Consider the following 13139-nt stretch of genomic DNA (forward strand, 5'->3'; position numbering starts at 1 on the left):
ATGGATACCCTCAATACCCCCTTTGATGCCACGCGGCCCGACGGTGAAAACCCGAGCGCACATCAGACTCTTGCAGAGGATGGACGCCTCAGCCCCAATACCACCTACACCATTCCCGCCCGTCAGGGCCGGGCGATGCGCGTGAAAAAGGGCGAACTGCTTTCGGTTATCAACCGCGATGGCAGCCAGATCGGCGATTTCTGGGCCTTTGCCGAAGGTGACTGCAACGAATACCTGTCGATGGAGCACCTGCGCCCGACGCTACAGCGTGTCTCGCCGCGCCCCGGCGACGCGCTGGTAACCAACCGGCGGCGCCCTATCCTGACACTGGTTGAGGACACTTCGCCCGGCGTTCACGACACGCTTGTCGCGTCCTGCGATATTCACCGGTATGCCCAACTTGGACATCAGGGCTATCACGACAATTGCACCGACAACCTGCGCATGGCGTTGGGGGCAATCGGCTTGCGTCCGACATCAGTGCCTTGCCCGCTGAACCTCTGGATGAACACGCCTGTCGTCGAAGGTGGCGCGATGGAGTGGCGGCCCCCCGTCTCGACCAAAGGGGATCGTGTGCTGTTCCGCGCTGAAATGGATGCGGTGGTGGTGATTTCCTGCTGCCCGATGGACCTACTGCCGATCAATGGCACAGATGCGCAGCCGCGGGCGCTGGAAGTCCTGCTTCACCGGGAACCGGAATGAACCTGCCAGCAGAAAAAATTGGAGGCGCGGATTTCGGTCCGCGCCCCATGGTGCTGCCTTTTCAGTGTCTTGTTTCAGGCCGCCTGTGCGGCCCCTCCGGCCATTTTCACCACCAGGTCGCGGGTACGGGCCTCTGCCGTTTCAACCGACGCCTCGTGTCGTGCGTCCTTGAATTCCTGATACTCGATCGCGATCGTCTCGATATCCGCTTGCGCGACGCCGAAGTAATGCGCACAGGCCGCCAAAGCCGGGTCAAGCGCGTTGAGATGCGCCCGCGGCCCACCCGGAGCAAAGCCGAATTCACCACGCGACGACAACACCACCAGCCGTTTGCCCGACAGGATCGGTTCGATCGGCGTATCACCACGCGCAAGATCGAAGGAAAAGGTCTTGCCGATCCGGGCCACGTGATCGATCCAGCCTTTCAAGGCGGTCGGCATCCCGTAGTTGTACATCGGCGCCCCCATGACGAGGATATCCGCCGCAACCACTTCCTCAACGAGTTCGTCGGACAGGGCCAGACGCTCGTTCATCCACGGCTCACGGTCCTCGGGCGGGGTGAAGGCGGCATGGATGAATTTATGGTCGATCGCCGGAATCGGGTTCAACCCGACATCCCGGGTGATCACTTTCGTCTCCGGTGCTTGAGCCAGAAAATTCTGCGTGAACAGCCCGGTCAGGTGGCGTGTGAGAGAGCGTTCTTCAAGCTGGGCGCTTGCATCGATTCGCAACAGAGTGGGCATGGGGAATCTCCTGATATTATGCACTGTGCATTGTGCCTACCAAGCGACCAACCCTTTGGCGAAAGCGAATTTTTCAGGGCGCGGATGAATGAGATTCATCAGGCCTCCTCTTCAAACAGAAAGGACAAGACCGATGCGGCGCCTGCCTCCGCTCCACGCGCTCCGTGCTTTTGAAGCTGCCGCTCGGCATCTGCACTTTGCCCGCGCCGCGGCCGAGCTTCACCTGACGCCGACCGCAATCAGCCACCAGATCCGCCAGTTGGAAGAGATTCTGGAGGTGAAGCTCTTTCACCGCTATCCGCGCCCAATCCGCCTGTCGACGGAAGGCGCGGCACTATACCCGGTGCTGCGCGAGAGTTTCGACCGTATGAGCAGTGCCATCGCAGGGATTTCGCATCTGGATACGGATCGCCCGTTGACGGTGTCCGTTACGGTGGCCTTCGCCAGCCTCTGGCTCATGCGGCGATTGCCTGCCTTGCGCAGTCAGACGGGGCTGAACCTTAAGGTGGAGGCCGAAAACCAGCCGGTAGATCTATCCAGTAGCGATGTCGACTTTGCGGTTCGCTACGCAGGTCAGGCAGAGCCAGAAGACCAATGGCTCCCGCTGTTTGAAGACAGCTTGATCCCGCTCTGCGCGCCGGAACTGCTGCGCCGAACTCCCGTGAAGGACGACGCCGGTATTTTGCGCCTGCCGCTGATCCAGTACCGCTGGAATTGCGGCGCGGAAGCGTCGCCGAGCTGGCAGCGCTGGTCTCACGCTGCGAGGCTTGGGGGGGCGGTGCCTGAGATCGCACAGCACTTTTCCGAGGAGATCAATGCCATTGACTCTGCGCTTGCAGGGCAGGGCGTGGTACTGGCTTCCAGCGTTTTGGCCAGTGCCGCTGTGGCGGCCGGGCACCTAGTGCGCCTGTCTGACGTGGGTTTGCCCGGCAGAACTTTTTGGGCGGTGAGCCGCAGTGATCATCCGCGCTTTGCTGACGTGGAGCGCTTTGCGTCATGGGCGCGTGCTTCTTGGTAGGTCTGCGCGCGGCATGGTTTCAGCACATCTGCGATGGGCTCGGAGTCAGTACTGCCTGAGACCTCCAGCACGCGGCCGCACTGTCCCCTACCTCTCCGCCAGCCGCTTCTCGATCGCCTCTAACCGGGCGAGGACTTCGTCGCGGTAGGTGTCGGTGCGGGCGTTGTCTTCTTCGTGGTGGGCGTCTTGCATGGAGTTGACGATGAGGCCGACGAGGAGGTTCACCACGGCGAAGGTCGTCAGGAGGATGAAGGGCACGAAGAAGGCCCAGGCGTAGGGGTAGGCTTCCATCACCGGGCGGACGATGCCCATGGACCAGCTCTCAAGTGTCATGATCTGGAACAGGGTGTAGGCGGAATCGCCGAGGTTGCCGAAGAACTCGGGGAAGGTCGCGCCGAAGAGTTTGGTCGCCATGACGGCGCCAATGTAGAAGATCATCGCCATCAGGAGAAAGACGCTCCCCATGCCCGGAAGGGCGGTGATGAAACCTTCGACGACGCGGCGCAGGCGGGGGGCGTTGGAAACCACGCGCAGCACGCGGAGGATGCGCAGCGCCCTTAGCACTTGGAACCCTTGAGTCGCGGGGACGAGGGAGATGGCGACGATGGCGAGGTCAAACACGTTCCAGCCGTCGCGGAAGAAGGCGAGGCGACGGGCAAAGAGTTTGAGGCCGATCTCGATGACGAAGATCGTCAGGCAGGCCATGTCGAGGGCGAGGATCAGGCCCCCGGCGCGCGCCATCACGGGGGCAGAGGTCTCAAGCCCCAGAAGGATCGCGTTGAAGACGATGATGGCAAGGATCGTGTTGCGGAATAGGGCGCTGTCGACAAGGCGTTCCACGGATTGTCGCAAAGGGTCTCTCCTACGGAAAAGGGTCTCCGCGGATATGGCCCGCCGCCCCGCGTATCTCAAGGGCGGCGGTGTGAATTTGGTGTGATTTCTGCGGTGCTTAGCGACCAAAGCCCGAGAGCGCCCTGTAATCAATCGTCTCGAGCAGCGGTTGCATAACGTCCGGCGACGCGCCTTCGGCCTGCACGAGGATGCGGTGGTCGATGAGGGCGCTCATCTGGTTGTCCTGAAGCATGTATTTCTGACGCCCGACGCGGACGATCTTGGCCCCCATGAGGGCGGCGTTGCCGATCATGCCGGACATGGCGCCGACCATGGGATTGTCGGCCATGAGGCGGATGGTGAAGCTTTCGCCACCGCCGGAATATTCGGCCTCGGCCCCGACACCGCCGCCCATCATGGCGAGGCCAGCGTTCATCTCGGTGTCGACCTCTCGGGTCCAGCCGTCGGGCGCGGGCGGTAGATACTCCGAAAGCGCATCAGTCTTGAGCGCGAGCATCTGTTGCTTGGCGTATTCAAGCTCTTCGAGGGCATAGGCGACGTCGCCCTCTTCATAGGCTTGTTTCGCGCTATCGAGCGCGTCGGTGATCTCGTCCGCCGCGAGAGGCGCAGCAGAGAGGGCCAGGGCGGCGATCAGAGGAAGGGTGCGGAACATGGGTTTTCCTTTCAATCAGGCAGGAAACAGGAACAAAGCGCCTTCTATGCTAGGGCCAGAGTTGGATTCTCGCCAGAGGTTCGTGGCGAGCCTTTCCAAACGGGTTCGATTTTGCCAATCTTTCCGGGAAAGCCCCGGAATTCGTGGGGTGAGGTGATGTAAATCACATTAACATCACCTATATACCGGATAAGTTATTGAAAACGAGGAGACACCATGGCCGATTTTGACGCCCAGCTGCGCGAGTCGCAGGAGCAGGTCGCTGCTGCGCAGGCGAAGATTTCCGAACTCACCGGGCGGATTGACACTGCGCGCGCCAAGATGAAGAGCGGCGATGATATCGCCATCGACATCGAAAACGCGACGCTGGATGACGTGCATGCCCATACCGAGGTCATGAATGCCAACATTGCCGAGCTTATCATGGGGCTTGATGATGTGACGGCGGCGTTTTCCAAGGATTTCGACGCCATGCGCGACAAGACCGGATGGGAGAGCTTTGTCGGCATCTTTAGCCGGGGCAAGGCCGATTCCATGCGTCAGGAACGCATCAAGACCGCCAATATCGACGACAAGCTTCAGGATTTGATCGCCAAGTCCGACGTCATCACCAAGCTGCTCGAAGGGCAGTTGGCGGTACTCAATGAGCAGAAAGAGAAGGTCGAGGCGAACCTTACGGAAACGCTCGATGAGCGGGAGTTCACGGTCGGCGAGTTGGAGAGCTTGCGCGCGGAAATTCTTGGGATGGATCCGAAGATCATCGAGTTGGAGAACAAGATCTCGGTCGAGCAGGACGCGGCGGCGCGCACCAAGCTCGAGACGGAACTTGCCGATCTCAACAAGGCCTATAACGAGAAGGCGCAGCAGGAGCAGGTCAAGCTCGCCAAGAGCCAGACGCTTGAGCGGTATATCGAGAAGGGCAAGACCTGGGTCGACAGTCTACAGAACCAGGCGGCGACGCAGATGGTTCTTATCAACAAGCTCCAGACCGACACGAAACAGCGCGTGGTGCTTTATGATGCGCTGACGAAATCGCTCAAGACCGCGCAGCAGCAGGACATTGCGCACCGGATCAACGAGATCGGGGTCGAGACCGACAAGGAGGCGCAGGCGTCGATGGCGGCGATCGGCACGGCGACGAACCAGCGGATGGCGGACATGATGGAAGCGCATGAAGGCCACATGGTCTTTGCCCGCGAGGTTCTTGAGGCGAAGGCCAAGGCGGATGAACGTTTCGCCCGCCGGTTCGAGAAGATCGTCGAGAAGCACGACAAGAACCTTTATGGGGCGTGATGTCGGACTCGAAAGAATTTGCCTTCAATCAGTGCGTCCGCAATGCACAAGAAGATCGCCAGTATGCCTACTTTCGGGTAACATCCGAGCACCCTTTGAATGATCTTGAAAGCCGGCTTGGGATGACCCCCATACGTTTCTGGAACAAGGGCGACATAGTGGAAAGGGGTGGGCGTAAGTTCCGACGTCGGCAGTCATCTTTCCAGGTCGAAAGCGGTCTGAAAGAAAGCGACCCGCTGGTGGACCACATTCTGACGTTGCACGACAAGTTGGAACCGAAGGCAGAAGAACTGAGCAGTTTGGATGACCGGTGTCGCTGTGCGATTGTTTGCGTAAGTTACAGCGCACAGAGCATGGAGCTTAGCTTATCATCTGAAATACTGCGACGAATTGCGGATTTGTCACTGGATATCGAGTTCGACCTCTACGCTTTGGTCGAACCACATGATGCTTTGGTTGAGGCACGATCTCTGATGGCATTGCACTCAGGAGGTGCGAATTGAACGATTCCTCCAAAGACCATAAAGCCCTGCGTGATACGCAGGCGTCACGGCGCTATTTCCGCAAGTTCGAGGCGATCGCGGATCGGCTCATGCGGGTGGCGGCGGCGCAGGTCGCGGATGGTGCGATTGACGAGACGGATGTGAAAATCCTGACGCGCTACCTTGCGCGGCTCTCCTACACGTTCAAGGCGTTGTCGATGAAATACCTCCTCGTCGGGCGCGAGACGGGGCAGTTCTTTGGCTCGCTCCAGATGGACGCGGTCGAAAGCGGGTTTCCGGTTTTCAACGAGCTGTTGGTCATGGCCAACGATGCGCAGCAGGCCGAGGCGCATCTTGGCGGCATGGCGGATTCGGAGGCGCTCAAGGACGAGATGATCCGCAAGATCATCGGCGAGCAAGAGATTCCGACGCGGCTTCAGTTCGCGCTTTCGCAGCGGCTCTATTACGAGGAGTTGATGCGGGGCGAGATGTTCTGGGCGCAAAACCATCCGGAGGTGTTCTGGCTCGAAACGCTCGGCGACAGGCGACGCAAGTTCATGGTGCATTGGGCCGTCTATGACAGCCAGATCAACCTGCCGACGATCTACCTCATGGAGGTCGAGGATAGCGCCAAGGTCGCGCTTCCGAAGGATGAGCGGCGCTGGCCGGAAGTGCAGGCGCATTTGATGAGCCAGAGCCTTGGCGGGCTAAAGCTTGTCACCATTGCCAAAGGGTTCGACGAGAGCTTTGACGACCTGCACCCGAAACGCCTGCGCCGGTATCATGTTGGACCGATGTATTCCTCGGCCTTCACGCGGCAATCGGGGCCGATCCGCGAAGTTCTTGAAGCCGCGCGCGCGCCGGAGGGCGAGGATTGGGCGCTTGCCTGGACCGTTGAGGATTTGCAGAGCGAGCGTGTCGAGGAAGAGCGCGCCGGGTGGTTCTCGACCGTGGAGCGGGAGGTCTTTGCGCTGGATCCGTTCTCGGGGCGGGGCGTCGATACAGGCGCAACGCGGACCGAGCGGAGTATCATCCTGCCGCAGCGGCCCTATCAGGTGTTGGAAGAATTGAATCCGCCGGGATTTGCCAGCGTGACGAAATATGTCGTCAGCCCGGGCGGGCGGGTGCTTCGGTATTGAATGGCCCTGTGGGCCATGCCTGCGGCGCGAGTATTTGAACAGAGAAGAAGACGAAGGTGTGTGAGAGATGAGTGTGACGTCGGACCTTATGGAATTGCGCGAAGAGGACATCCGCAAGCATTACGAGGCGGCTGTTGGGATGCTCGACGGGTTCGATCACACGCCGCGTATTGCCAAGGGCAAGGGCATGGCGCCTGCGGAGCGGTCGAGCGGGTTGGGAACGCGGCGGCGGTTCCGGTCCACGACGCCGGGGTTGGTCACACGCTCGACGGCGCGGCCGGAGGGGGTTCATCTTATCGAGCGCATTGAGGGCGCGGATGGGGAGGATCCGCTTGTGTCGCCCGCGCAGGCGAATGTGATGAACGGGATGCGTCGGGCGCTCGCCATTGCGCTGGCCGTGGGAGAGAATTTCTCGGAAGCCTCGGGTCTTGCCGAGATGAAGCGCGAGAACCTTGCAGGCGCGCTGCGCGAAGATCAGAAGGGCGCGTTCTCGGAGCTTCTCGCGGCAGAGGCGCTTGTGGTGTTGCATGTGTTTGGCAATACGGTGGCGTATCTTTTGGCGCCTTACATGAGCGAGGTCTCGGTCGAGGTTGGCGAGGTCGAGGAGGTTTTGACGGACAATGCCCAGCTTGCCCTGCATGGCGCGCTTTGGGAGTTGGATCAGGACATTGCCGCCCATGTGAGCGAGGAGGCGCGGCTTGTCCCGTGTGTCTGTGCCTTTGCGGAACAGTTGATGGAGCGCGTCGCGCTTCGGGCGCAATCGGCGCGGCAGCTTGGCGCGTTTACCGGGGCGCGGTGGCGCGTTGAGGCGGATGACCTGACGATCAATGGCTTTACCCCGGCGCGGGCGGCGAAGGGCTCGACCCTGACCATGACGTTCAAGAAGCCCAATGAGGTCGTGGGCAACCACATTGCCAAGTATCAGGCGATGAAGCTTTCCAAGATGCTCATGGCCTATGATTTCGAGCGCCGCCTTAACCCGTTCGCGGAGCTTGGCGGGTTCATCTTTACCTTTATGGGGGATGGCGCGCCGGGAACGGGGAAGACGACGCTCATCCAGATGATGGCGGGGTTGGTGAACGACTATTGCGCCGTGGCGGGCTATCCGTTCCGCTATCAGAATTTTGGCATCGACAATATCGACAGCTATCAGGGTAAGTCGGGCCAGAACGCCAAGGCGTTTATTCAGAACGTTTTGGACCCGCAGGTGATCGGGTTTGGCACGATTGACGACATTGACCAGATCGCGGGCAAGCGCGGGGATCGTCAGTCCTCCGCCGGGCAGCAGGAGGTCACGGCGGTGTTCATGGAAGCCTTTGCCGGGGCGAATACGGTGGTGCGGGGGAATTGCACCTTTGGGATGTTCTCGAACTATCCCGAGAACGTTGACGATGCGCTACGCCAGAGGGCCGGGGCGCGCTTCCTTGTCGACGGGCCGCAGACGCGGGAGGATTATATCGACATCCTCGCCCTTCTGATGGGTAAGAACCACGATATCCCGCTTGGGAGTCATGACCTCTATGAGGCGCAGGCGATAAAACGTGCGGTGGCGCGCAGTTTCGAGGCGCATGGGCGGCCGCAGGAGGCGGCGTTGATGAATGTCTTTGACCGGGTGCAGGGGCAGGTCGGCGAGATGGACACGATTGCCAAGCTCGGGACGTATTTGAAGGCCATTCAGGAGGCCGACCCGAGGTTCACGGGCCGCGCGATCAAGAACATCACGGACGCGGTCAAGGTCCGGGCGATGGACTTTGAATTGCCGGATGAATGGATGGAAGACCCGGAATTGTTCCTGTTCCAGACATATGAGCGCAAGAAGGACATGATCGCCGCGCTACGGGTGCCGATCACCGTTGAGATGGTGGTGCAGGAGATCAATCGGTATGCGGATTCAGAGTTCCGATATGCGGATAAGTCCGACGAGGTGGCGATTGAAGAGGCCGTGCGGGATATGCGCCGGATGGCCGAGGCGAAGAAGCGGTATTTGGAGGGGGGGTGATGTATGACGTGTGGCAGGCTCCTGACGTGATTACCGCATTTGGAACTTTTCTGGCGGGCAGTGCTGCGTGCATGGGCGTGGTTGTTGCCGCCATCGGGCTGAATACTTGGAAGAAGCAATTGAAGTGGCAAGCAGACCGGGAATTGGCAAAGTCTGCTTTTGTCGGATTAAAGAAGAGACACGATGCAGTGCTGCACGTGCGAGACCCGTTTGGTTGGTCGAGCGAAACTGAAATAGACACAGAAGATTTGTTTGAGGGCGATATCCCGTTCAAAAAAGTAGAGCATAAATACCAGTCCCGTTGGAATGTTCTACAGGAGGCAAAGCGCGATTTTTATCCTATAGAGCTAGAGGGTGACGCTCTATGGGGTAGTGAATTCGTTGACCTTTGCCGTGAACTCCGAAGGTTGGAAGGAGAATTGCTCCTAGGGATTCAGGACTATGTTGAAAGCCACGATCCTCGGTATGCGTCTCAAGGCTTTTTTTCGACCAGAGATGAGGCCCGCGAGAACAGGGCTCTAATTCATGGTTTTGGAAAGCGTGATGAATTCGGGCCAAGATATGAGAAAGCTGTTGAGAGGATTGAGCGATTCCTGAGGAAGAAACTGGAGCAGGATCAATCATGAAAAGCTTGCATCCTCGCGGCAACGCCGCGATGCGCCCGACCCGGCCCCATGGGCGGGCGCATTCTGCACCCACCCTCGGGTGGGGCACATCGCTTGGTGGAGAGCGGGCGTGGTGGGTTGGAAACCCACCCTACGGAGGTGAGACATGCACCGACTGATTAAACGCGGCCTCATGTTTGGGAACCTCGTGGAGGTGGCCTCGCCCGTTCTTGTCGAGCGGTATAACCGGGCGTTGGAGCATCTGACGGGGAAGCGGACGGCGCTCAAGGATTTTCATATTGATGTGTCGGGGTTTTCCCCGGAAATCGGGGATGAGTTGGGGGATGATCTTTACCTCAACCAAGGGGGCTGTAACCGGCAGTTCATTCTGCTCACGACCGAGCAGAAAACGGCGCCTTTGCTCAATGCCAAGTTCTCGACAAGCCGTGAAATCCTCAAGCATTTCATCGAGGAAAACGAGCCGCAGTTGTTCGCGCTGACGGCGCGGGATGCGGTGGCGGGGGAGTTGGTCAACTCGGTGTTTTCCGTGGCCAGCCCGGAGCGGCTTTTCGATATTCGTAAGCTGGTGATCGAGGCGGACACGACGGAGGGCACGCTGCGCGATGCGGATGCTTTGGGCGAGATGGTGGACCGCTTCAAACGCGAGGAGGATGCGTGGTTTGGCGATGTCCTCATCGCCGAGATGATCGGGTTGGCCAAGCGCACCGGCGATGTGACGCGCAATCCGGTGCGGCTCAAACATATGGAGTTTGCGCAGGAGAATTTCTGGACCGCGCATTTCGGGGGGCTTTACCTGTTCCGGGGTGTGGATCATCCGGCGGTCATCGCGAAGGAGGACAAGGCGGCGCTTGGCGATTTGCCGATCAAGCATGTGTTCGATTTCGACGACCGCAACCAGATCGCCAAGTTCCTCGAGTATAACGACCTCGTGGAGCCGATTGTGAAGGCGCGCGGCATAGATGCGGGCGCGATCCTGCGGCAGAAGATGGATTTCATCGTCGTCGACGCGGCGCAGGATGCGGGCGTCGACCTTACTGGCGCGACGCGGCGCGACATTCGGGCGTTGGCGCGGGATCATGCAGAACACCTGCCGGAGGAATATCATGGGTTGCGTAGGCTCCTCGCCTGGGCCGAGGACGGGGCGCCGTGGCCGAGGATCACCTCCGACCACCCGGCTTATTTCTATACGCTTCGGGCGGCGGATACGGAGGATCGCGACCTCGTCAACATGATGCTCGCCGAGTTGGCGCCCAAGGATGTGCGGCAGTTGTTCATCTGCCATAAGGAGGTGTTCTATCGCCTCTATCGCGGCTGGTCGGAGACGAAGAAGTCCTTTGTGGCAGATTTCCTTGAGCGGGAGTACCAGGCGGATAAGGCGGGTGCGCGCGCGGCGCTTTTCGGGCATGATGCACCGATGGAAGAGCCCACCCCGTCGCCGCGGGTGCGCGAAGACCTAATACAGCGCGTTGGCCCATGGGGCGCGGTCAGGAGGGAGAGATGATAGCACTTCTACGGTTGAGCGTGATTGGCTTCGTTGTCCTGACCGTGATCTATGTCAGCCTGTCCTTCTATTCCCGCGCGGTGCGGCGCGGCAAGCTCGAGGCGGAATGGGAGGAAGAGGGCATGACGGGCGACCGCGAGGCGTTCATCGACGAGGGCTTGCGCGACTATGATCATTCCCTGCGCCGCAAGTTGATCCTTGGGGTTTATATCGTGCCGGTGACGCTTGTCATCCTGTTGATCTATTTCGTGAATTTTTACTGAGGGGGCCGATATGGTCTATGTCAAATGGGGCTTCTGGGCGGTGTTCTGGATCATCGTAGCGGCGTTCTTTCACTACACGCTGCCGCAGACGGATATCGCGCGGATCACCGACACCTATGAAAAGCGGATCGACTTTGGCGAGAACTCGATCTTCTGGTCTGCGCCGGATTCCGGCAATGCGACGGAGACCGTCAATCGCGACGTGTTTTTTATCCAGAGCAAGCGGCCCAATGATCGGGTGATGGTCTATCGCAACGAGGATACGGGATGGGGCTGGCCGCCTTATTTCAAGTTCGACACCTCGAATCTTCAGGCCGAGGCGGCGGATCTCAAATCGACGGCGGACGATCCGCAATGGGTCGCGGTCAAGCATTATGGCTGGCGCAATGAATTCCTGTCGATCTATCCCAACGCGGTTGGCGTGAAGGCGGTTGCGGGGCCGGATGTGCGGATCATCCCGTGGCTCAACATCATCATTCTGGTGCTTTTCGCGGCGCTGTGTTGGGCGGTTTGGGTGCGCTGGCGGCGGTTCCGCGCGGCGCGGATCGACCCGATGCTCGAAGATGTCAGCGAAGGGTTCGAGGACATGGGCGACTCGATTGCCGAAAAGCGTGGTCGGGTTGCGCGCTGGATCGATAGCTGGCGGTCGAAGCGGTAGCAGGAAGGGCTTGCGAAAGCCCTTCCGCGCGTGATCTCGAAGCGGCTTGGTGCTCAGGCGAGAAGCTTGACCCCGGCCAGGATGAACACCCCGATAAAGGCGGTCTCAACCGTGAGGAGGGCGATCGCCGTGCCGCCGACCTGTAGCAGCTCCTTGATATTGGTTTTCATACCAACCGCAGCGATGGCCGTCAGAAGGAGCCAGCGCGACGCCGAGGACATCAGATCCGAGACAAGGCCCGGGATCAGGTGTAGCGAATTGAGCGTCGCCAGCACGAGAAAGCCAATCACAAAGCCGGGCAGGAGGGGCGGGTTCTCGCCTTCGGCCTGCCCCGCGGCATAGCGCCGGATGAGAAGAGAGGCGACAAGCACCACCGGCGCCAGCATGGCCACGCGGATCAGCTTGACCAAGGTGGCGGTGTCGCCTGTGGTCTCCGAGATGGTAAAGCCCGCGCCGACGACCTGTGCCACGTCATGGATCGTGCCGCCAAGAAAGACGCCGCCCTGCACCTCGCCTAGGCCAAGAAGCCCGACGGCAATAGGATAGAGGATCATCGCCAGCGTCGACAGTACGGTGACGCCCATCACGGTAAAGATCAGGTGTTGTTCCGACCGGTCATTGCGCGGCAAAATGGCGGAAATCGCCATGGCAGCCGAAGCGCCACAAATGGCGACAGACCCGGCGGTGAGCAGTGCGAAGTCCCAGCCACGGCCAAACAGGCGCGCGACGAGAAGGCCAAAAAGGATCGTTGCGGCGACGCCGGCAATCACCAAGCCGATCAGCGGCAGGCCAAGCGACATCATCAGATCGAAACTGATCCGCACACCGAGCAGCGCCACGCCAAGCCGCAGCAGGCTGCGGGCGCTGAACGAGATGCCCTCGACGGTCTTGCCTTCGGATCCGAGAAAGTTCACCGCGATCCCAAGCAAGAGTGCCAGCAACATCGCAGGCGTGCCATAATGTTGGGCAAGGAATTGCGCCGAGATGGCGACAATCACCGCCATGGTGATGCCGGGGGCGAGGGTCTTCGCCGCGTCGATCCCCTTGTCCATGTTAGTGGCCCTTCTGCGGTCGCATATCCGCTGGGTTGATCCCTGCGACTTGGACGGGTTTGGTCATTGCGTCTCTGCGGAAGGGTTCTCCGAGTTCTTGGTTGATGAGGGCTTCGATGAGGGTTGTGATGCCGTTTTTCTGGTCCTCGATGGCCTGTG

The 13139-nt window shown here is 59.9% G+C and carries 14 protein-coding genes; 10 read left to right on the forward strand and 4 right to left on the reverse strand.

The genetic code is table 11. The features are described from left to right. Positions 1 to 702: a DUF1989 domain-containing protein gene (locus MK745_RS14710; RefSeq protein ID WP_243614061.1), complete on the forward strand. Its 702-nt coding sequence runs from the start codon at positions 1 to 3 to the stop codon at positions 700 to 702. Between the two features lie 74 nt (positions 703 to 776). Here MK745_RS14710 and MK745_RS14715 read toward each other — a convergent pair whose 3' ends face one another. Beyond that, positions 777 to 1445 carry an FMN-dependent NADH-azoreductase gene (locus MK745_RS14715; RefSeq protein WP_243614062.1) on the reverse strand — a complete coding sequence of 223 codons (669 nt, stop codon included), beginning with the start codon at positions 1443 to 1445 and terminating at the stop codon, positions 777 to 779. A gap of 133 nt (positions 1446 to 1578) precedes the next feature. On the opposite strand from MK745_RS14715, the gene MK745_RS14720 reads away from it, so the two are divergent. Continuing rightward, complete coding sequence (locus MK745_RS14720; RefSeq protein ID WP_243614063.1) at positions 1579 to 2463, forward strand: LysR substrate-binding domain-containing protein; 885 nt, start codon at positions 1579 to 1581, stop codon at positions 2461 to 2463. A gap of 87 nt (positions 2464 to 2550) precedes the next feature. Here the strand turns inward: MK745_RS14720 and MK745_RS14725 are convergent, their stop codons facing one another. Together MK745_RS14725 and MK745_RS14730 are read right to left on the reverse strand one after the other, a co-directional pair. Then, positions 2551 to 3315 (reverse strand): ion transporter, encoded by a 765-nt coding sequence (locus tag MK745_RS14725; RefSeq protein WP_243614064.1) that lies wholly within the window; start codon positions 3313 to 3315, stop codon positions 2551 to 2553. Between the two features lie 97 nt (positions 3316 to 3412). Then, positions 3413 to 3967, reverse strand: coding sequence for a hypothetical protein (locus MK745_RS14730; RefSeq protein ID WP_243614065.1), 555 nt, complete (start codon positions 3965 to 3967; stop codon positions 3413 to 3415). A 216-nt stretch (positions 3968 to 4183) separates the two neighbouring features. On the opposite strand from MK745_RS14730, the gene MK745_RS14735 reads away from it, so the two are divergent. The 8 genes from MK745_RS14735 to MK745_RS14770 all read left to right on the forward strand — a co-directional run bounded on the left by MK745_RS14735 (position 4184) and on the right by MK745_RS14770 (position 11928). After that, positions 4184 to 5260 carry a hypothetical protein gene (locus MK745_RS14735; RefSeq protein ID WP_243614066.1) on the forward strand — a complete coding sequence of 359 codons (1077 nt, stop codon included), beginning with the start codon at positions 4184 to 4186 and terminating at the stop codon, positions 5258 to 5260. After that, the gene (locus tag MK745_RS14740; protein WP_243614067.1) at positions 5260 to 5763 is read left to right on the forward strand and encodes a DUF4279 domain-containing protein; all 504 of its coding nucleotides are present in this window, start codon (positions 5260 to 5262) and stop codon (positions 5761 to 5763) included. Before MK745_RS14735 ends, MK745_RS14740 begins: the two co-directional genes overlap by 1 nt. Further along, positions 5760 to 6881, forward strand: coding sequence for a hypothetical protein (locus MK745_RS14745; protein ID WP_243614068.1), 1122 nt, complete (start codon positions 5760 to 5762; stop codon positions 6879 to 6881). The genes MK745_RS14740 and MK745_RS14745 overlap by 4 nt, the downstream gene beginning before the upstream one ends. A 67-nt stretch (positions 6882 to 6948) precedes the next feature. Further along, entirely contained in the window at positions 6949 to 8880 is a 1932-nt protein-coding gene (locus MK745_RS14750; protein WP_243614069.1) for an ATP-binding protein, read from the forward strand. Then, the gene (locus MK745_RS14755) at positions 8880 to 9506 is read left to right on the forward strand and encodes a hypothetical protein (RefSeq protein ID WP_243614070.1); all 627 of its coding nucleotides are present in this window, start codon (positions 8880 to 8882) and stop codon (positions 9504 to 9506) included. Before MK745_RS14750 ends, MK745_RS14755 begins: the two co-directional genes overlap by 1 nt. 145 nt (positions 9507 to 9651) lie before the next feature. Further along, the gene (locus MK745_RS14760) at positions 9652 to 11007 is read left to right on the forward strand and encodes a DUF6638 family protein (protein ID WP_243614071.1); all 1356 of its coding nucleotides are present in this window, start codon (positions 9652 to 9654) and stop codon (positions 11005 to 11007) included. Then, positions 11004 to 11270, forward strand: a complete 267-nt coding sequence (locus MK745_RS14765; RefSeq protein ID WP_243614072.1) for a hypothetical protein — start codon at positions 11004 to 11006, stop codon at positions 11268 to 11270. The genes MK745_RS14760 and MK745_RS14765 overlap by 4 nt, the downstream gene beginning before the upstream one ends. Before the next feature lie 10 nt (positions 11271 to 11280). Next, on the forward strand, positions 11281 to 11928 hold the full coding sequence (locus MK745_RS14770; RefSeq protein WP_243614073.1) for a DUF1523 family protein: 648 nt from the start codon (positions 11281 to 11283) through the stop codon (positions 11926 to 11928). 53 nt (positions 11929 to 11981) lie between these two features. Here the strand turns inward: MK745_RS14770 and MK745_RS14775 are convergent, their stop codons facing one another. After that, positions 11982 to 12980 carry a YeiH family protein gene (locus MK745_RS14775; RefSeq protein ID WP_243614074.1) on the reverse strand — a complete coding sequence of 333 codons (999 nt, stop codon included), beginning with the start codon at positions 12978 to 12980 and terminating at the stop codon, positions 11982 to 11984. Between the last annotated feature and the right edge of the window lie 159 nt (positions 12981 to 13139).

It is taken from the genome of Shimia aestuarii, assembly GCF_022814865.1.
In the GTDB taxonomy this organism is placed as follows: domain Bacteria; phylum Pseudomonadota; class Alphaproteobacteria; order Rhodobacterales; family Rhodobacteraceae; genus Shimia; species Shimia aestuarii_A.

What these genes read in the sequence shown, in the direction of transcription:
- MK745_RS14710 (WP_243614061.1), top strand. Translation starts at nt 1, where the DNA reads ATGGATACCCTCAATACCCCCTTTGATGCCACGCGGCCCGACGGTGAA.
- MK745_RS14715 (WP_243614062.1), bottom strand. Translation starts at nt 1,445, where the DNA reads ATGCCCACTCTGTTGCGAATCGATGCAAGCGCCCAGCTTGAAGAACGC.
- MK745_RS14720 (WP_243614063.1), top strand. Translation starts at nt 1,579, where the DNA reads ATGCGGCGCCTGCCTCCGCTCCACGCGCTCCGTGCTTTTGAAGCTGCC.
- MK745_RS14730 (WP_243614065.1), bottom strand. Translation starts at nt 3,967, where the DNA reads ATGTTCCGCACCCTTCCTCTGATCGCCGCCCTGGCCCTCTCTGCTGCG.
- MK745_RS14735 (WP_243614066.1), top strand. Translation starts at nt 4,184, where the DNA reads ATGGCCGATTTTGACGCCCAGCTGCGCGAGTCGCAGGAGCAGGTCGCT.
- MK745_RS14740 (WP_243614067.1), top strand. Translation starts at nt 5,260, where the DNA reads ATGTCGGACTCGAAAGAATTTGCCTTCAATCAGTGCGTCCGCAATGCA.
- MK745_RS14750 (WP_243614069.1), top strand. Translation starts at nt 6,949, where the DNA reads ATGAGTGTGACGTCGGACCTTATGGAATTGCGCGAAGAGGACATCCGC.
- MK745_RS14755 (WP_243614070.1), top strand. Translation starts at nt 8,880, where the DNA reads ATGTATGACGTGTGGCAGGCTCCTGACGTGATTACCGCATTTGGAACT.
- MK745_RS14760 (WP_243614071.1), top strand. Translation starts at nt 9,652, where the DNA reads ATGCACCGACTGATTAAACGCGGCCTCATGTTTGGGAACCTCGTGGAG.
- MK745_RS14765 (WP_243614072.1), top strand. Translation starts at nt 11,004, where the DNA reads ATGATAGCACTTCTACGGTTGAGCGTGATTGGCTTCGTTGTCCTGACC.
- MK745_RS14770 (WP_243614073.1), top strand. Translation starts at nt 11,281, where the DNA reads ATGGTCTATGTCAAATGGGGCTTCTGGGCGGTGTTCTGGATCATCGTA.
- MK745_RS14775 (WP_243614074.1), bottom strand. Translation starts at nt 12,980, where the DNA reads ATGGACAAGGGGATCGACGCGGCGAAGACCCTCGCCCCCGGCATCACC.